At 67.1% G+C, this 15937-nt stretch carries 16 protein-coding genes and 2 pseudogenes; 7 read left to right on the top strand and 11 right to left on the bottom strand.

Annotated elements, in window-relative coordinates:
* Positions 1-52 precede the first annotated feature (52 nt).
* A pseudogene (locus tag BLW82_RS00590) lies at positions 53-190 on the bottom strand (IS5/IS1182 family transposase); the annotation flags it as partial.
* 209 nt (positions 191-399) lie between these two features.
* Here BLW82_RS00590 and BLW82_RS00585 point away from each other — a divergent pair.
* A complete protein-coding gene (locus BLW82_RS00585; RefSeq protein ID WP_093496950.1) occupies positions 400-1143 on the top strand; it encodes a beta-phosphoglucomutase family hydrolase in 744 nt (247 codons plus the stop codon).
* Positions 1140-3536, top strand: a complete 2397-nt coding sequence (locus tag BLW82_RS00580; protein WP_093496949.1) for a glycoside hydrolase family 65 protein — start codon at positions 1140-1142, stop codon at positions 3534-3536. The genes BLW82_RS00585 and BLW82_RS00580 overlap by 4 nt, the downstream gene beginning before the upstream one ends.
* Before the next feature lie 470 nt (positions 3537-4006).
* On the opposite strand, the gene BLW82_RS00575 is transcribed toward BLW82_RS00580, so the two are convergent.
* Positions 4007-4975, bottom strand: coding sequence for a hypothetical protein (locus BLW82_RS00575; RefSeq protein ID WP_093496948.1), 969 nt, complete (start codon positions 4973-4975; stop codon positions 4007-4009).
* Positions 4972-5625: a hemerythrin domain-containing protein gene (locus BLW82_RS00570; RefSeq protein ID WP_256215565.1), complete on the bottom strand. Its 654-nt coding sequence runs from the start codon at positions 5623-5625 to the stop codon at positions 4972-4974. Before BLW82_RS00570 ends, BLW82_RS00575 begins: the two co-directional genes overlap by 4 nt.
* A 72-nt stretch (positions 5626-5697) precedes the next feature.
* Between BLW82_RS00570 and BLW82_RS00565 the strand changes: the two genes are divergently transcribed.
* Positions 5698-6318: a TetR/AcrR family transcriptional regulator gene (locus BLW82_RS00565; protein WP_093496947.1), complete on the top strand. Its 621-nt coding sequence runs from the start codon at positions 5698-5700 to the stop codon at positions 6316-6318.
* A 526-nt stretch (positions 6319-6844) separates the two neighbouring features.
* On the opposite strand, the gene BLW82_RS43785 is transcribed toward BLW82_RS00565, so the two are convergent.
* The 4 genes from BLW82_RS43785 to BLW82_RS00550 all read right to left on the bottom strand — a co-directional run bounded on the left by BLW82_RS43785 (position 6845) and on the right by BLW82_RS00550 (position 8720).
* Positions 6845-7210, bottom strand: a complete 366-nt coding sequence (locus BLW82_RS43785) for a hypothetical protein (protein ID WP_143063621.1) — start codon at positions 7208-7210, stop codon at positions 6845-6847.
* A 263-nt stretch (positions 7211-7473) separates the two neighbouring features.
* Complete coding sequence (locus tag BLW82_RS00560; protein ID WP_093496946.1) at positions 7474-7884, bottom strand: nuclear transport factor 2 family protein; 411 nt, start codon at positions 7882-7884, stop codon at positions 7474-7476.
* Between the two features lie 63 nt (positions 7885-7947).
* Positions 7948-8187: a hypothetical protein gene (locus BLW82_RS00555; RefSeq protein WP_177232786.1), complete on the bottom strand. Its 240-nt coding sequence runs from the start codon at positions 8185-8187 to the stop codon at positions 7948-7950.
* A 134-nt stretch (positions 8188-8321) separates the two neighbouring features.
* A complete protein-coding gene (locus tag BLW82_RS00550; RefSeq protein ID WP_093496945.1) occupies positions 8322-8720 on the bottom strand; it encodes a nuclear transport factor 2 family protein in 399 nt (132 codons plus the stop codon).
* Between the two features lie 678 nt (positions 8721-9398).
* Between BLW82_RS00550 and BLW82_RS00545 the strand changes: the two genes are divergently transcribed.
* Positions 9399-10226 (top strand): cysteine hydrolase family protein, encoded by an 828-nt coding sequence (locus BLW82_RS00545; protein ID WP_256216166.1) that lies wholly within the window; start codon positions 9399-9401, stop codon positions 10224-10226.
* Positions 10227-10450: 224 nt separating this feature from the next.
* Positions 10451-10798 (top strand): DUF1622 domain-containing protein, encoded by a 348-nt coding sequence (locus BLW82_RS00540; RefSeq protein WP_218162336.1) that lies wholly within the window; start codon positions 10451-10453, stop codon positions 10796-10798.
* Positions 10799-11004: 206 nt separating this feature from the next.
* Here the strand turns inward: BLW82_RS00540 and BLW82_RS00535 are convergent, their stop codons facing one another.
* The 3 genes from BLW82_RS00535 to BLW82_RS44820 all read right to left on the bottom strand — a co-directional run bounded on the left by BLW82_RS00535 (position 11005) and on the right by BLW82_RS44820 (position 14062).
* Entirely contained in the window at positions 11005-12777 is a 1773-nt protein-coding gene (locus BLW82_RS00535) for an MOSC and FAD-binding oxidoreductase domain-containing protein (protein WP_177232785.1), read from the bottom strand.
* A gap of 22 nt (positions 12778-12799) precedes the next feature.
* Positions 12800-13666 carry an alpha/beta fold hydrolase gene (locus BLW82_RS00530; RefSeq protein ID WP_218162335.1) on the bottom strand — a complete coding sequence of 289 codons (867 nt, stop codon included), beginning with the start codon at positions 13664-13666 and terminating at the stop codon, positions 12800-12802.
* A 267-nt stretch (positions 13667-13933) separates the two neighbouring features.
* Positions 13934-14062: a transposase gene (locus tag BLW82_RS44820; protein WP_218162334.1), complete on the bottom strand. Its 129-nt coding sequence runs from the start codon at positions 14060-14062 to the stop codon at positions 13934-13936.
* Positions 14063-14141: 79 nt separating this feature from the next.
* Between BLW82_RS44820 and BLW82_RS44955 the strand changes: the two are divergent.
* Both BLW82_RS44955 and BLW82_RS00515 read left to right on the top strand, forming a co-directional pair.
* Positions 14142-14323 (top strand): annotated as a pseudogene (locus BLW82_RS44955) (IS5/IS1182 family transposase); the annotation flags it as partial.
* A gap of 212 nt (positions 14324-14535) precedes the next feature.
* Positions 14536-15287 (top strand): IS5 family transposase gene (locus tag BLW82_RS00515; RefSeq protein ID WP_371131269.1). Its coding sequence is split into 2 segments (ribosomal slippage): positions 14536-14824 and positions 14824-15287, totalling 753 coding nucleotides; the frame shifts between segments, so codons are not numbered across the junction.
* Here BLW82_RS00515 and BLW82_RS43780 read toward each other — a convergent pair.
* Positions 15284-15808 carry a hypothetical protein gene (locus BLW82_RS43780; RefSeq protein ID WP_143063620.1) on the bottom strand — a complete coding sequence of 175 codons (525 nt, stop codon included), beginning with the start codon at positions 15806-15808 and terminating at the stop codon, positions 15284-15286. The two genes, BLW82_RS00515 and BLW82_RS43780, sit on opposite strands and share 4 nt — an antisense overlap.
* Positions 15809-15937 lie beyond the last annotated feature (129 nt).

The raw sequence follows: 15937 nt of genomic DNA, 5'->3' as shown, positions 1-15937 counted from the left end.
GGGTGGCCACGTTGACCGGCAGGAAGTTCCACGTTTCCTACACTGAGCTTCTTCAGTGTTGCCGTTCCCGGGTGAGGATGGCTTTGGCGATTGACGTCATGCGGTTTGGGCTGCATCGGGATCTGTGGAAGATGCGCCAGGACTTCAGGCTTGCGACGCCGCGTTCGACCGGTGCCCGTGCCGCGGCCAGGGGGTGGATGGCCCGCTCGATCTCGCCTGGCCGGGTGAACTGCGACTGGTCGCCGAGCACACCTGCGAGTGCCTGCTTCTGGCGCACTGGTGCCCATCAGAGCCACGGCGTGGATGGCGCCCACAGGGCCTCGACCGAGCGGGTGCCTTCCGGCGCGCCGGAGAGCGACCTGTCGCGTCCGTCCGCAGATGCCTTCTAGCCTCGTCGGCATGCTGGGGCTTCCTGCACATGTCCGTGCCTGCCTGTTCGATCTCGACGGGGTGCTCACCCAGACCGCGAAGGTGCACTCGGCTGCCTGGAAGGAGATGTTCGACGGGTACCTCCGCGAACGCGCGACGCGCGAGGGGACCGGGTTCGTGCCTTTCGACGCGCTTGGCGACTACGACGAGTATGTGGACGGCCGTTCTCGGGAGGACGGCGTTCGTACGTTCCTCGCCGCACGCGGGGTGCACCTGCCCGAGGGATCGCCGGACGACCCGCCGGACGCGGAGACGGTGAACGGCCTGGGCAACCGGAAGAACGAGCTGGTCCTGCGGCGCATCCGCGAGGAGGGCGTGGCACCCTACGACGGCTCGGTCCGCTTCGTGCACGCGGCGCGGGCGGCGGGCCTGCGCTGCGCGGTGGTGTCGTCGAGCGCGAACACACGGGATGTCCTGCGAGCGGCCGGTATCGAGGACCTGTTCGACGAGCGGATCGACGGCGTGGTTGCCCACGAGCGCCGGCTGCGGGGCAAGCCCGCCCCGGACACCTACCTGGAGGCCGCCCGAGGGGTGGAAACGGATCCTGGGCAGGCCGCGGTGTTCGAAGACGCCCTCGTCGGCGTCGAGGCCGGGCGGGCGGGACGGTTCGGCGTGGTCGTGGGTGTCGACCGGGTCGGCCAGGCGGAGCAACTGCGAGCCCATGGTGCCGATGTGGTGGTCCGTGACCTGGCGGAGCTCCTGGAGGAACGGTGATCACCCATCCCAGCTTCACGGTCGAGCCGTGGTGCCTGCGCGAGACCGAGCTGAACCTGGACGTGCTCGCGCAGAGCGAATCGGTCTTCGCCCTCTCCAACGGGCACGTCGGGTGGCGCGGCAACCTCGAGGAGGGAGAGCCCCACGGACTGCCCGGCGCATACCTCAACGGCGTGCACGAACGGCATCCGCTGCCCTACGCCGAAGCGGGCTACGGATATCCCGAGTCCGGCCAAACGATGATCAACATCACCGACGGCAAGGTCTTCCGTCTGCTGGTCGACGATCACCCGTTCGATCTGCGCTACGGCCGACTGGTCGCGCACGAGCGGGTGCTGGACTTCCAGTCGGGCATCCTCAGCCGCACCGCGCGATGGACTTCACCCGGCGGTCGTACGGTGCGGATCTCTTCGCGGCGGCTCGTGTCCTTCACGCAGCGCTCGGTGGCCGCGGTGGTCTACGAAGTGGAGCCGGTCGACGGACCGACCACGGTGGCCGTGCAGTCCGAGCTCGTCGCCAACGCGCAACTGCCGCGGTTCCAGGGCGATCCGCGCGTGGCCGCGGCAATCGAGTCACCGCTGCTGACCGAGGAGTACTTCGCGCAGGACACCCGGCTGCGGCTGGTGCACTGCACCGAACACAGCGCGCTGCGGGTGGCCGCAGCGGCGGACCACGTCATTGAAGGGCCGCAGAGCACCCGCCGGACGGCGCAGTGCGAGGCTGACGTCAGCCGCCTGACGGTGACCGCGGACCTGGTGCCCGGGCAACCGCTCCGGCTGGTCAAGTTCGTGGCCTACGGCTGGTCGGGGGAGCGTTCGCTGCCGGCCGTGCACGATCAGGTGGACGCGGCGGTGGCGGCCGCGGTCAGCACCGGCTGGGACGGTCTGGCGGCGGCACAGCGGGCGTACCTGGATCGCTTCTGGGCGGGCGCGGACGTCGAGGTCGAGGGCAGCGCGCGCATCCAGCAGGCGGTGCGGTTCGCCCTCTTCCATGTGCTCCAGGCGGCGGCCCGGGGCGAGAACCGGGCGATTCCCGCCAAGGGCCTGACCGGAACCGGGTACGACGGTCACTGTTTCTGGGACACCGAGTCCTACGTGCTGCCGGTGCTGACGTTCACCGCGCCGGAGGCCGTCGCATCGGCACTGCGGGCGCGTCACCGGATGTTGCCGACGGCGCGGGAGCGCGCGCGTCAGCTAGGGCTCGCGGGCGCAGCGTTTCCCTGGCGCACCATCGACGGTGCCGAGTGTTCGGCCTACTGGCCGGCCGGGACGGCCGCCTTCCACATCAACGCGGCCATCGCGGTGGCCGCCGACCGGTACGTGATGGTGACCGGGGACGAGGACTTCGAACGCGGTGAGGGCCTCGAACTCCTCGTGGAAACGGCCCGGCTGTGGCGCTCGCTCGGACACCACGACGCGGAAGGCGTCTTCCACGTCGACGGGGTCACGGGCCCCGACGAGTACAGCGCGATCACCCGCGACAACCTGTACACCAACCTGATGGCGCGACGGAACCTGATCTCGGCCGCGGACGCCGCCGTGCGTCATCCGGAACGCGCCGCGACACTCGGTGTCGACGACGAGGAGACTGCCGCGTGGCGGGATGCCGCGGCCCGCATGGCGATGCCGTACAACGACACGCTCGGCGTGCACGAGCAGTCGGCCGGTTTCACCAGTCTCCAGCGCTGGGACTTCGAGGCGACCCCGCCGGAGAACTACCCGCTTCTGCTGCACTACCCCTACTTCGACCTGTACCGCAAGCAGGTCGTGAAGCAGGCCGATCTGGTGCTGGCGATGACGGAGTGCCCGGATGCCTTCTCCGACGACCAGAAGGCCCGGAACTTCGCCTACTACGAGGCGCTGACGGTCCGTGACTCCTCCCTGTCGGCGTGCTTCCAGGCGGTACTCGCCGCCGAGACCGGGCACCTGCGCCTGGCCTACGCCTATCTCGGCGAGGCAGCGCTGATGGACCTGGAGGATCTGGAGCACAACACCCGGGACGGGCTCCACATCGCCTCCCTCGCCGGTACGTGGATCGCGCTGGTCGCCGGTCTCGGAGGCTTGCGCCGGTACGGCGGGGACGATGGGCGGCAGGCCCCGCTGGCGTTCGCACCGCGCCTCCCGGAGGCGCTGTCCAAGGTGGCTTTCACCCTGTTGGTACGCGGACGCAGGCTGAAGGTGGACATCAGTCCGTCCCAGGTGCGGTATCGCCTGGTGGAGGGCGAACCCCTGGTTGTGCTGCATCACGGGGAGCCGATGTCCTTGACTGCCGACGCGCCGGTGGACCGCCCGATGCCGCCCGCGCCTGTGCTGCCCGAGCCGCAACAGCCCCCGGGCCGCCGCCCGGTGGGCCTGCCCATCGAGGAGGAGGACCTGGCGGCGACACCGGAGTAGCGCACAAGAGCCGCACCACTGCGACGCTGAGGCAGACCTCGTGGATGTCGTCGCGTATCTCCCGGCGGATCCGCAGACGGCAAAACCAGCGCAGGTGGGGGAACGCGGGCCCCGCGACCAGCGTCGGAGCCGACGGCGAGCCGCTCCACGAGGCCGGCGGGCAACGACGGGTCCTCGGCAAGGGCCGCCAGGTGCGTCCGCCGTGCTCCAGGTGGGGCCTTCGGGCATGCGATCCCGCCGCACCGCGCGGGATCCAGCCGACGGACGCAGCCGGTGGGACGGCAAGATGCCACCGAGGACGCTGTTGGTCGAACGGCACGAGGAAGCCGGCGCGCAGACCGGCTCCTGGATGGCAACCTGCCTGCCACCAGCCCCATCGCCGAGGTAGTGCGGTGGGCGAAGACGCGCGCGCTCGCGATCGAGCACGATGTCCACGAACTTCGGCCCCGAGCGCACCGCCGCGGGACAGATCAGCGGTCTGCGAGAGCCTGTAGACGCTCCGCTGTGCCGTCCCGCCGCGCACGCCACACCCCGTACTTGGCCAGCAGGCCGTTGGAGACCGTCAGGAGAGTGCGGTACGGAGGAGCCGCCAGACCCTTGGACGTATGGGGTGCGTAAACAGCGGTGCCGTCGTCGGTGACGTTCAGCCAGCCGGTCAGCGTGCGCATGCCCAGCCCGACACACTGCGGCTCGAAGGTGTGGGCGAGGAAACCTGCTCTGCGTCCGCCGGGTGGCAGCAGGCCGTCGGGGGCGTCGAGGTGCAGGCCCGTCGCGTCATGTCTGGTGATGTGCACCGGAACGATGACCGGAAAGGCGTCCTTGCCCCGATAGGCCAACAGCCGGTGGGGGAGCTTGTCGATCTGTCGTGCCAGGGCAGCCACGTCCACGCGGGGCCCCGTTCCGTTCCTCGGAGGCTCTTGCGCGTCCGGCATCGGCGGCCAGGCGGCCCCGGTGACATTGTGGGCTTCGCGGGCGGCCAGGTCCGCCCAGACGGTGACCCGCTCGAGCGCGACGTCGACGAAGACACGCTCCTGGTGGTACTCACGCAGCAGCCAGTCCCACACGGGTCCGCGTTTGGTCGCGCCCAGAAACGGCTCGGAGGCCCGCATCAGCTCTGCCAACCGCTGGGGGGAGGGGCTCAGTTCGACCGAGGCCCTGCCTTGGGCGAGCACGTATGCGTTGTCGGCGGCGAAGCCGTGCTCCCGTGTGTGGTAGGCGAGTGCCACGTGTGGGTCGCGCATGATGCGCTCGAGTTTCTTGGGGAATCCGAGCGAGGTGGTGAAGCCTACGGTGCCTGCCTCCCGGTCACCCAGGCCGACGGGCGAGACGCTGGTGACGACGGCGCCGCCGGCCGGTGTGACGTACGCGGCGGCAACTGTGAGGTCGCCCCTGATGGCGGCATCCGCCGCGTCCGGCCATCTGAGCGGCGCGGGCGTCATGACCCGTGCCGAAGGACACGAAGGTCCTCGGCGGCCTGGCTGCGCATGGCGGGGAGCAACGGGTGCACCGGCTCGGGCAGGCCCTTGAGGACCAGCTGGACCTCTGCAGGGGTGCCGACCTCGTCAAGGAATCCGATCATCAGGTGGCCGGCCACAGGAGGCGTGCTGGCGATGACTCGCTGGGCGAAGTCCGTCCAGGCCTCAGGGCTGATGTAGGCGCGCAGGGCTGGGAAGAGGATCGGCTCCTCGTGATCCAGGTGTTTGTGCACGACGTCCCGCACGGTGGCGGCCGCGGTGTGCAACTCGGCCCGGATCACCTCGTCCGTCCCGGGACCGTCGGCGACGGCGACGGCGACGGCGGCGAGGCGGTCAAGCGCCTCGTCCAGTTCATGGTGCTCGTCGGTGAGCGCGCCGAGCCCCTGGGCGGCGTCCGGGGCCGCGGCGAGAATCTGCGGCCACAAGTCGTGGTCCTCGGTCTCGTGGTGGTGGCGCAGGTTCACGACCAGGAAGTCGCGCAGCTGAGCGAGCGCTCGGAGCGGGACCGCGGGACGGTCGGCCGCCTCAGCCAGCAGGGTGGTGGCCGCCCGGTGCACATCGTGGGCCAGGCGGGTTTCGAGAACGGCTGCGGAGTCATTCATATCTATCGTCACGCGGGGCACTCTATTCATTAGATAGCCCTATAGTCAAAATATTGACTTATCGTAAGGATGTAGACTGTCTCCGTGACCGTTCGGAAATACACCTCACCCCGGCGTGCCGACGCGGCGGCCGCCACTCGGGAAGCCATCCTTGCCAGCGCTCACGACCTCTTCCTGAACCGCGGGTACGTGGGCGTCACCATCGGCGAGATCGCCGAGGCGGCCAAGGTCGCCGTGCCGACCGTGTACTCCAGCGTCGGGAACAAGCCGACCATCCTTGCCGCCCTGCTGGAGCCGGCTCTCACCGATCCGGCAGTCGCCGACACCCTGGCCGCGGTGGCGGCGTGCGACGACCCCCGCACCGTGATCGCACTGACAGCCAAGGGCACCCGCATCACGCATGAACGGCACTGGGACCTCGTGTACGGGCTCTTCTACCGCAACCCGCCCGGCGAGCCCGCCGTCAAGGCGGTCCTGGACAGAGGCGCCGACGACTACATCCAAGCCCTGACCCAGGTGGTCGATCGTCTGGTCGACCTCGACGCCCTCTGCGACGAGGTCACGCGCTCCGACGCCATCGACATGCTGTTCTTCCACCTCGGCCCGCACGCATGGATGACGCTGGTCGGTGAACGCAAGTGGTCTTTCGACCAGACCCAGACCTGGATCGCCCGCGCCGCCTGCCGCGCGTTGCTGAGGACGTGAAGGGACGGGCGTTCGGCGCACGGGTGTCCACGGCAGCCTGGGTACGGCAGGCGCGATCCAGGCCACCACGCGGGCATGAGTCGCCCGATGTCGGACGCAGCGGACTCTTTCCCACGGCCTCCGCGCTGAACGCGTGTGTTCGACTCAGAAACCGACCACACCGGCCTGCCCGCCACCATTCGATCGGCACGGCGCGGCGCGTCCGTTGACCGCCCTGTCAGCGAGACTGCGTCCGCGTTTCCGGGGCGACGCCACCCTGCAGACAGCACACACAATCCGCTCCGCTGTCGCGGCAGGCAGCACACGCAATTCGGTCCGCTGTCGCGCGGGCTTGCAGGAACACCAACTCCCGTGTACGAGCGCGCTGCGCGACCGGGAAGAAGGCCGTCGGGCGTCATCCGCTGCTGAGGCTCTCGACCACGCCCGACAGGCTCCGGCGAGGCGGTCGCTGGCAGGGCGACTCACGCCCGACTGCACAACGGCCTGCGGCAGCGACCAACGGGCCGTCGAGCGATCTTTGTGCCGACTACATGCTGTTGCGCACCGATTCGCCCCGAGCCACTCGGAAGAGTCCGAAGGAGGAGACACGGTCAGGGAAATCCACCCCCGATGCTGTCGTCCCCTTCACCGCCCCCTCAATTACCACATGATTTCGGGACGGCGGCACTGTGAAACCGGGGATGTCGCGCTCGATCTTCGAAATCCCCCTACCCAGCCCCTGCGCAAATGCTCCAGTCTGATCCTTACCGGCGGCCAATCCGGACTTCGGGAGGAACATCCGAGCATCACCGCTGAGTAGATCCAGAACTGCGGGATCGGCGGCGCCCATTAACCGAAGGTAGTGGGTGGCCACCTCTTCTCGCGTTTTCTTGGGATCGCTACTGTCGTTCATTTCTCCTCCCGGGATGTCGCTCGTGCAGCACTTTCCGTGGCGCGATATACGGGTGCTCGGGCACCGCACGAGTGATGGCGACTGCGGCGGCGAGCGCCACGGCTCAGGCCGGCCCATCACTGGATCGGTGGTGAGTCCGCTCGGAGACGCCTCCTCGACGAAGAGAGAGGGCAGGCGCTGGAGGGTTCGAGGGCATGGTGCTTCCCGGAGCGAAGCTGGGCACCCGGGTCGCCGGCGCGGCTTGCCGCGACGGCGAGGCTGCGTCATGCAGGGATGTCCGCCACCCCGTTGGGCAGCATCGCGCGTGCGGCTCGGACCAGATCCAAGGACTCGCGGAGGAGCTTGATCTTCCCGTTCTCCGCCACCAGGCGTCCGGCGTATGTCTGGCTGAAGAGGCGGCCGGCGGCCGTGGTTCTCTCCACCGTCCACTCACCGAAGACCTGATCCTCTGTCTCGATCATGATGTCCACCGTATCGAAACCGAGGTCAGGGATGACTTGCAGCAGTCCGGTGATGAACTCGCGGATTGCTTCCGGACCGACTGTTCGGGTTGGGAGGCCGATGGATTCGAGATATGGCAGTTCAATGGCGCCGTCCTCGGCGAAGAGGGACGCAATGAAATCGGGGTCCGAGATATTGGCGGTGTAGGCAAGGAGTAGGCTGCGGGCATTCACGTGAATTGCTCATTTCCTCTGGATGTAGCTACACAGGACTGTGACTGAAAGGAGACTGAGGGCTCACCGGAGAACCACCGTCGCGTCCATCTCCCACATGAGTACCTCCGCACCTTCAGCGCCTGCGGTGCTGCGCTGGCCCTCGGCAGCCGTGATGCGCGCCGCATCTCCTTCGGTCAGCGCGCCGGAGCCTTCCAATGAGAGCGCGTCCTTGGCGACGAGAAGCAGTTCCAGGACCGTAGGCCGGCGAGTACGGGCGAGGCTGCGGGAAGAGGCACGGCGTACGTCGATCGCAGGAGGCATCGCGGTTCCCTGGAGAGGTGTGCGCTCGGGGCCTCGGCGCGGCGGACGGGCGCTGAGTCAGCCGCCTGCCACCGGCGGCTGGGGCACAACGGCCCCTTCTCGGCCTCGGTGGAGGTGACGCGAAGGTGAGACCGTCACTCTGCGTATGCCTGAGCAACCTTCAGGGTGTCTTCGTAAAGGTACAGCTTGGTGATCTCGCCATCGGTGACCTGGAAGTGCAGGGCGACCGGCATCTGGTAGGAGCGGCCGGTACTCCTTGCCACCCGTGAGAACTCTCCGAGGAGGACGGCGCGGTCACCATCGACGACGAGCGCCTCGACATGGTCGACGTTCTTCTCCGGGACGATGTTCTCGCCCAGTACTCGGAGATAGTCGGCGACCTCGGCGGACGTCGTGCGGCGGCCGGTCCAGGGCAGTTGCGGGGACCCGGGCACGTACCAGTCGATCTCGTCTGCGAAGAGCTCAGCGACGGCGTCAGGGTCTCCGGCAGCAAGCAGCCCGAGGAACTTCTCGACGACCTCACGTGTGGTCATGGTCAGGGCACCTCTCATGGCGGGGGTTTTTGAAGGAAGCGCAGGCGGCGCGGAGCGCCAGTCGTGACGTCGACCGCCTCTGCACGGCGGGCGGACAACCCCCTGGGTACGACGCCCAGGGCCCCGCAGCATCGCTATCGAGTAGAACAGATTTGGACCGATCGGTCAAGAAGCCGCTCGAGCGCTGGTGACGCGCCATCGGCCGCCCGCTTGAGCAACTCGGCGTCGGCTACATGATCGCCGCGCCCGAGTTGCAACACATATGTCCTTGAGCGCAATCCGGCGGAGCGACCAGCGGGCATCGGTGAAGCACCGGGCGAAGCCTGGCAGCGGCTCTGCGAAGACGGAGAGCTCGTTCGCGCCATCCTGGCCGCGCTTTCCGCCCGGGCACCCCGTAACGCAGGGGTGCGGCAGAGACGGATCAGTCCTCGCTCCGATGACCGTGGCAGAGGCCAGGCGCTCCTCACGCCATGACGGACCTCTCCGCGCCCCAAAATGGTCCCCCGGCGCAGACGCCACCAAGCCGAAGCCCACCGCTACCGCCACTACCAAAGGAAAAGAGCTCAGCCCAGCAGTCTGGCTGGAGCATTAGATCTCATCTCCCCCTTCCCTGCGGCCGTTCACGCGTCGGGATGGCTGCTTCGACCAAAGCGACGAACCGCTGCAGAAGGTCCCGTGATGGGGCAAAGTGGACAGAAGGCCGAGGATCGAAGCAGCGCCGCGCCTCTTCGGGACAGGCGCTTCAAGGCGTGCATAGAAGAAATCACCAGCCACCGGACCGGCATGCGCTCCGGAAGGGCATCCGCTGCACCGAATGCCCATCAGACCAGTGGCCTGTTATCGCATGAGGAGCAGAAAGTGGAATTCGATAAGACCTACACGGCGGTTGTGTTCATCGATCCACAAAACGACGTGCTGAGCGAGGACGGAGCGAACTGGGAAGCTGTGGGGGCGAGCGTCACAGAAAACAGGACCGTCGAGAATATGGCGAGAATTTTCGAGGCGGCGAAGGGGGCCGGATATGAGGTCTTTATCTCGCCCCATTATTTCTACCCGACCGACAACGGTTGGCGAATGAACGGCCCGCTGGAGGCGAACGAACTGGAGACACATACCTTCGCACGCGCGGGACAGCTCGATCTGACGGGATTCCGGAACTCCGGGGCAGACTGGCTGGACCGCTTCAAACCCTACATCGAGGACGGGAGAACGGTGGTCGCCAGCCCACACAAAGTATTCGGGCCGGAAACCAACGACTTGGTACTGCAACTACGCAAGCGAAAAATTCAAGGAATTATCCTTGGCGGGATGCTGGCGAACATGTGTGTAGAGTCCCATATGCGCCACCTCATCGAGGAGGGATTTGAAGTCGCCATGGTCCGGGATGCAACAGCTGGCCCCCGGCACCCGGTCTGGGGCGACGGCTATCAGGCGGCGATCGTCAACTACCGATTCTTCGCCCATGCTGTGCTGTCGACAGACGAAGTAGTCGACCTGATGCACTGAGGGGCCGCAGCGGTAAAGCAGCCCTCATGTCCCCTCCGATAGGCACGCCTCAACCGGCACCCCTATTCAGCAACCAACTGCGCGAAAAGCGCTGTAGAAACACGCAACGTCCCTACGTGGTCGGCTCCCGGAACGAAGTGTCGGTGCCAACCATGGTTGCGAACTTACCGACCAGCGGGTTTAGGCCGGCACGGTTAGGGGATGTTGTGGAAATTCGAAATATCATGGAGCTCGCCGGTCGAGCCGTTGACGCCGCGGGCGTAGCCGTCATAGTCCCTGGAACGCTCTTGGTGACCGCCATCGCGGCTATTCGGATCAGTCGCCGACGCGCGGATGTGTACCACGACCATCGTCGTCGCGCCGGGCGGTCGATCTTGCTAGGACTGGAGTTCCTCGTAGCCGGCGACATCATCCGTACAGTCGCCGTCGCGCCGACGTACGCAAGCGCCGCAATGTTGGCCGTGATCGTGGGAATCCGTACGTTCCTCCGGGACGCCGGGCAGATGGGCAGCGGCGTCGACCACCTCGACTGGCCAGAGCGGGGCCCGGCTGGGCATGCACGCCCAGTATGAGCACTCGCCGCCGACCAGGCGGTCCTCCACGAGCACCGAGGACAGACCGTGTGAACTGGGTCGCGTACTGTGCGGCGTTCTCGCCCGCCGCGGCACCGCCGAGCACGATCACTTCCCACTCCGACCGATCCGGGTCCACCGCTGCTGTCCCGGGAACCGTGCGTTCATCCTTCCGCTGGGAAGGGCCGACCGCGCTGCAGCAGTTGTCAGAGATCCAGGACGACGTCCTGCGCGGGTCTGCTGCAGCAGATGAGGATGTTGCCCTCGCCCGGCGGCTCGACCGGGTCCGGGGAGTAGTCCACGGTCCCGGACATCATGGCGAGCTCACAGGTGTGGCAGACGCCGGTGCGGCACGACCACTGGACCGGGACGTCGCATGCTTCCGCGAGTTCCAGCAGGGAGTTCTGGTCGTCGTTCCACGGGACGGTCAGTCCGCTGCGGGCGAAGGAGACGGAGGGACCGGTGCCCGGGGCGCCTTCCGGCTGGTGCGGTGCCCTCGCCACGGGCGTGCCCTTGATCCCCGGAGTGAGGGAGGGGCCGCCGCTGAAGTTCTCGGTGTGCACGCGGGACGGCCACAGGCCGGCCCTGACCAGCGCGTCGGTCATGCCGTCCATGAAGGCCGCCGGCCCGCAGATGTAGGCGTCAGCATCAGTGGGCAGACCCAGAGAGAGGATCCGCTCGCCGGAGATGCGGCCCGCTTCCGCGTAGTCCTTGCCGCGCTCGTCGGCGGGGCCGGGCCTGCTGTAGTAGACGGCGGACCGTGCGTCGGCCAGGAGCGCCACCAGGTCACGCACCTCCTGGGCGAAGGGATGCTCACGACCGTTGCGGGCGGCATGGAGCCACCACACCTGCCTGCGGGAGGAGGTGTTCGCCAGTGAGTGCAGCATGGCCAGCACAGGAGTCGCCCCGATGCCGGCGGACACCAGCACGACCGGCGTGTCACCGCCGGTGAGGCAGAAGGTGCCGCGCGGTGCGGCGAACTCCAGGCTGTCACCCGCCCGTACGTGTGTACGCAAATAGGTGCTCGCCAGGCCGTGTGGTTCCACCTTCACACTGATCCGGTACGTACCCGTGCCGGGTACGCCCGACAGCGAGTAGCTGCGGATCAGGGAAGTGCCGTCCTCGGGGGTGCGCATCTTCACGGTCAGGAACTGTCCCGGCAGTGCGCCGGGCAGGGCGGAGCCGTCGGCCGCGGCCAGCCTCAGGGATATCACGTTGTCGCTCTCGGGGTGGACGTCCGTGACCGTCAGTGGACGGAAGCCGCGCCATGCCGGGGGCGGGACGCCTGCCGCGGCGGTGAGGCCGGCGCTGCCGGACGACGTGGTCGCGCCTTTGTCGGCCTGTTCGAGCAGGTCGCGCATCGAGGCCTGCCAGCCGGGACTGAGAGCGGGTATGCGCAGAGCTCGGCGCACCTGGTCAGGGGTGTGACCGGAGAGGTAGAGGACGGAGTCGATCTCCTCGACGGTCATGGCTTCCGGGCCGGTGGAGACCTTGACGATCTGCTGCCCGGCCTCCACCTCGCCCTCTTCGATGACACGCAGGTAGAAGCCGGGTCGATGGTGGGCCACCAGCAGCGCCGCCATGCGCGGTTCCGCAAGCCGGATGCCGACCCGGTAGCAGGTCACCCGTGGTTGCGAGACCTCCAGAAGGGCTTCGCCGACCCGGTACCGGTCGCCGATGCACACCTCGTCGTCGGGGAGCCCGTCGACCGTGAAGTTCTCCCCGAAGCTGCCCGGCGTCAGGTCGTCCCGGCCCAGTCTCTCGGACCAGAAGCGATAGGAATCGAGTTGGTAGACCAGTACGGCCCGCATTTCCCCGCCGTGTCCGCCCAGGTCACCCTGACCGTCACCGTCGATGTTCAGCCGCCGCACCATCCTCGGCCCCGACACGGGCTGCTTGTGCACCCCGGTGTACACGGTCCTGCCGTGCCAGGAAACGTCCTTCGGCATCCCCACGTTGACTGAGATCAAGGTGGCCACCGTTCGCCCTCCTCGTCCATCCTCAGCCGGCCACACGGCCGAGGAACCCATGGATGTAACCGCTTATGGCGTCCAGGTGCGTTTCCAGGGCGAAATGACCGGCCGGGAGCAGATGGACTTCGGCATCGGGCAGATCGTGGGAGAAGGCGAGAGCACCGGCCGGCCCGAAGATCTCGTCGCGCTCACCCCAGACGGCCAGCAATGGCACCTGGCTGCTACGGAAGTACTCGTGGAGCCGCGGGTACCCCTCGATGTTCGTCGGGTAGTCCCGGAAGAGCGCCAGCTGCACCTGATCGTTGCCCGGCCTGTCCAGCAGGGTCTGATCGTGCAGCCAGTTGTCCGGGCTGACCAGGCTCGGGTCCTCGGCCCCGTTCTCGTACTGCCAGCGCGTGGTCTCGGCGCTGAACTTCGCCCGCGCGCCCGGTTCGGTGTCGGGACCGGGTGATGTCGCGTACGAGAACAGATCGTCCCAGAAGGGTTTGACGAAGCCCTCCATGTAGGCGTTGCCGCTCTGGGAGATGATGGCGGTCACCTCGAACGCGGGATTCAGGGCGAGGCGCCAGCCGATGGGCGCGCCGTAGTCATGGACATAGACCGAGAAACGGCTGATCTCCAGTTTCTCCAGCAATCCCGCAGTGATGGCGGCCAGATGATCAAATGTGTAGGTGAACTCACCCGCCTGGGGCATGGACGACTGTCCGTATCCGACATGATCGGTGGCGATCACGTGATAGCGGTCGGCGAGGCTGGGAATGAGGTGCCGGAACATGTGCGAACTGCTGGGAAATCCATGCAGAAGCAGAACGGTCGCGGCTTCCTCGGGGCCCGCCTCACGATAGAACACCTGCTGGGCGCCGACGGTCGCGGTCCGGTGATGCGTAGGTAGCACGATGGCCTCCGGTGGTCACCCCGAGCGACGATGAGCTACTTGGTGGTAAATCTGGATGCGACGCCAGACAGAAATGCTGAATCCTGAATTCAACTACTCTGCTCCGTCGGCCGAATTTTCAGAGTAGACCCGGCCGCCGACGGGAGCCACCTCCGCACCGGCGGTCTTCCTGGACGGGGCGCAGCGTTCTTGGACCGTGTCCTACATGGTCATTTGGTCGTTGCTGAACTTGAATAGGTGATGCCGGGGACGCGGCCCGGTCAGCTGTTAGTGAGTGCCACGCCCCCGCCGGCCTGAGGTGGGCAGCTGGAAGACGGTGAGCCAGTCGGCGTTCGCGTCGATGAACTCGCGAAGCCGCTTGGTCAGGTGCAGGCGGACGTTGTCCCAGACCAGCACGATGGGACCGCCGAGCTGGATGCGGGCGCGGACGATCAGGGCTCCCGGAAGTGGCGCCAGCCGAAGCCCTTCGCCTGGTCAGCCGGGCAAGCTCCACGCCGACAAGGGATATGACGACGACCACCTGCGGCGATGGTGACTGCAGCGCGGGATCACCCACCGCATCGCCCGCAAGGGGAATCGAGTCCTCCGCAACGGCCGGGCCGCCACCGGTGGGCCGTCGAACGCACCATGTCCTGGCTCGCCGGCTGCCGCCGCCTGCATCGCCGGTAGGAACGCAAAGCCGAGCATGTCCCGGCCTTCACCAGCATCGCCTGCACCCTCAGCTGCTATCGCAGACTCACCAAATGAGATGACGTCTTAGACACCGTTTCCTTTGGTGCTGCTGGGTCGTTGGGTGATTTGTGACAGACCTGGTTGAGCGGCTGGTTCCGGATGACTTGTGGGTGCTGTTCCGGCGAGTGGTGCCACCCATGGAGATCAAGCGTCCGCAGGGCGGTGGACGGCGTCGGGCGGGTGACCGCGAAACGCTGGCCGCCATCATCTTCGTAGCCAATTCAGGCTGTACGTGGCGGCAACTGCCGCCGGTCTTCGGCCCTGCATGGCCTACCGTCTACCGTCGCTTTGCCCAATGGAGTCGGGGGCGCGTCTGGGCCCGACTGCATCGCGTCCTCCTCGACGAGCTCGGTGCCCGAGGCGACCTGGACTGGTCGCGGTGCGCGATCGACTCCGTCAGCCTGAGGGCGTCAAAAGGGGGCTACTGACTGGACCGAATCCGACCGACCGTGGCAAGAGCGGATCGAAAATCCACCTGATCACCGACCGCAACGGCCTGCCCCTGTCGCTGGGCATCTCCGCCGCCAACACCCACGACAGCCTTGGACTCAAGCCGCTCGTGTGTGGCATCCCGCCGATTCGCTCCCGGCGCGGACCACGTCGACGACGGCCGGCGAAACTGCATGCCGACAAGGGATACGACTACGACCACCTGCGCAAATGGCTCCGACAGCGGGGCATTCGTCACCGCATCGCCCGCAAAGGGATTGAGTCCTCACACAGGCTCGGTCGACACCGCTGGGTGGTCGAGCGCACGGTGTCCTGGCTGGCCGGATGCCGCCGCCTACACCGTCGCTACGAGCGCAAGGCCGAGCACTTCCTGGCCTTCGTAGGCATCGCCGCTGCCTTGATCAGCCACCGCAGGCTGGCACGCTCGCCGGCCGCCTAGGCGAGGGCTCTGGCCAGACGGCGATAGCCCAGCTCCTGCGCGCCCAGAACCTGACGAAGCCTATCAAGGCCGCCAGCCTCCAACTCTCGCTGAGCGTCGATCTGACAGGCCCGTTCGTAGGACATCAGGCTGCCGCCAGGGTCAATCTCAAGGCCGATCGAACCCGGCCACAGGGCTGCGGTGCTTCGAGCAAGGGAGTGGATCTCTGGCAAACCGTAATGCTCATCAGGTTGCTCAAGCGCCTGCAAGATTCGCCCCATCAGCATGAAGCCGGCCTGGGTGAATGGTGCGGCACGGTCCACCGAGTAGCTGCTCTGAGCAGCATCCAGGCCGGACCGAGCATGTTGCAGTACATCCTGATCGAGCGTCCGACCTGGTGCGCCCCGCAGACCGGCCCGTAGACCTGCATCGGCAAGGTAGTACGGGTCAGCGAGTCCAGCCCGCTCAGCGAGGATGTACAGGGCCCCTCCGATCCGCAGTCCAGTCGAGCATGCCAGCGCCCGCGCCGACGTGCTGTCCAAGTCTCCGTGCATGATCGGACCAACCTCGCAGACATAGTGGATCAGGGCGGCCCCACCGTACTGCCACCATGAACCCGCACCCTGGCGTGACTACGGCCAAAGGAAACGGTGTCTTAGGCCGCAGGAGCG

The sequence above is a fragment of the Streptomyces sp. Ag109_O5-10 genome, assembly GCF_900105755.1.
Lineage (GTDB): Bacteria > Actinomycetota > Actinomycetes > Streptomycetales > Streptomycetaceae > Streptomyces.
This window is presented reverse-complemented; position numbering and strand designations above follow the sequence as displayed.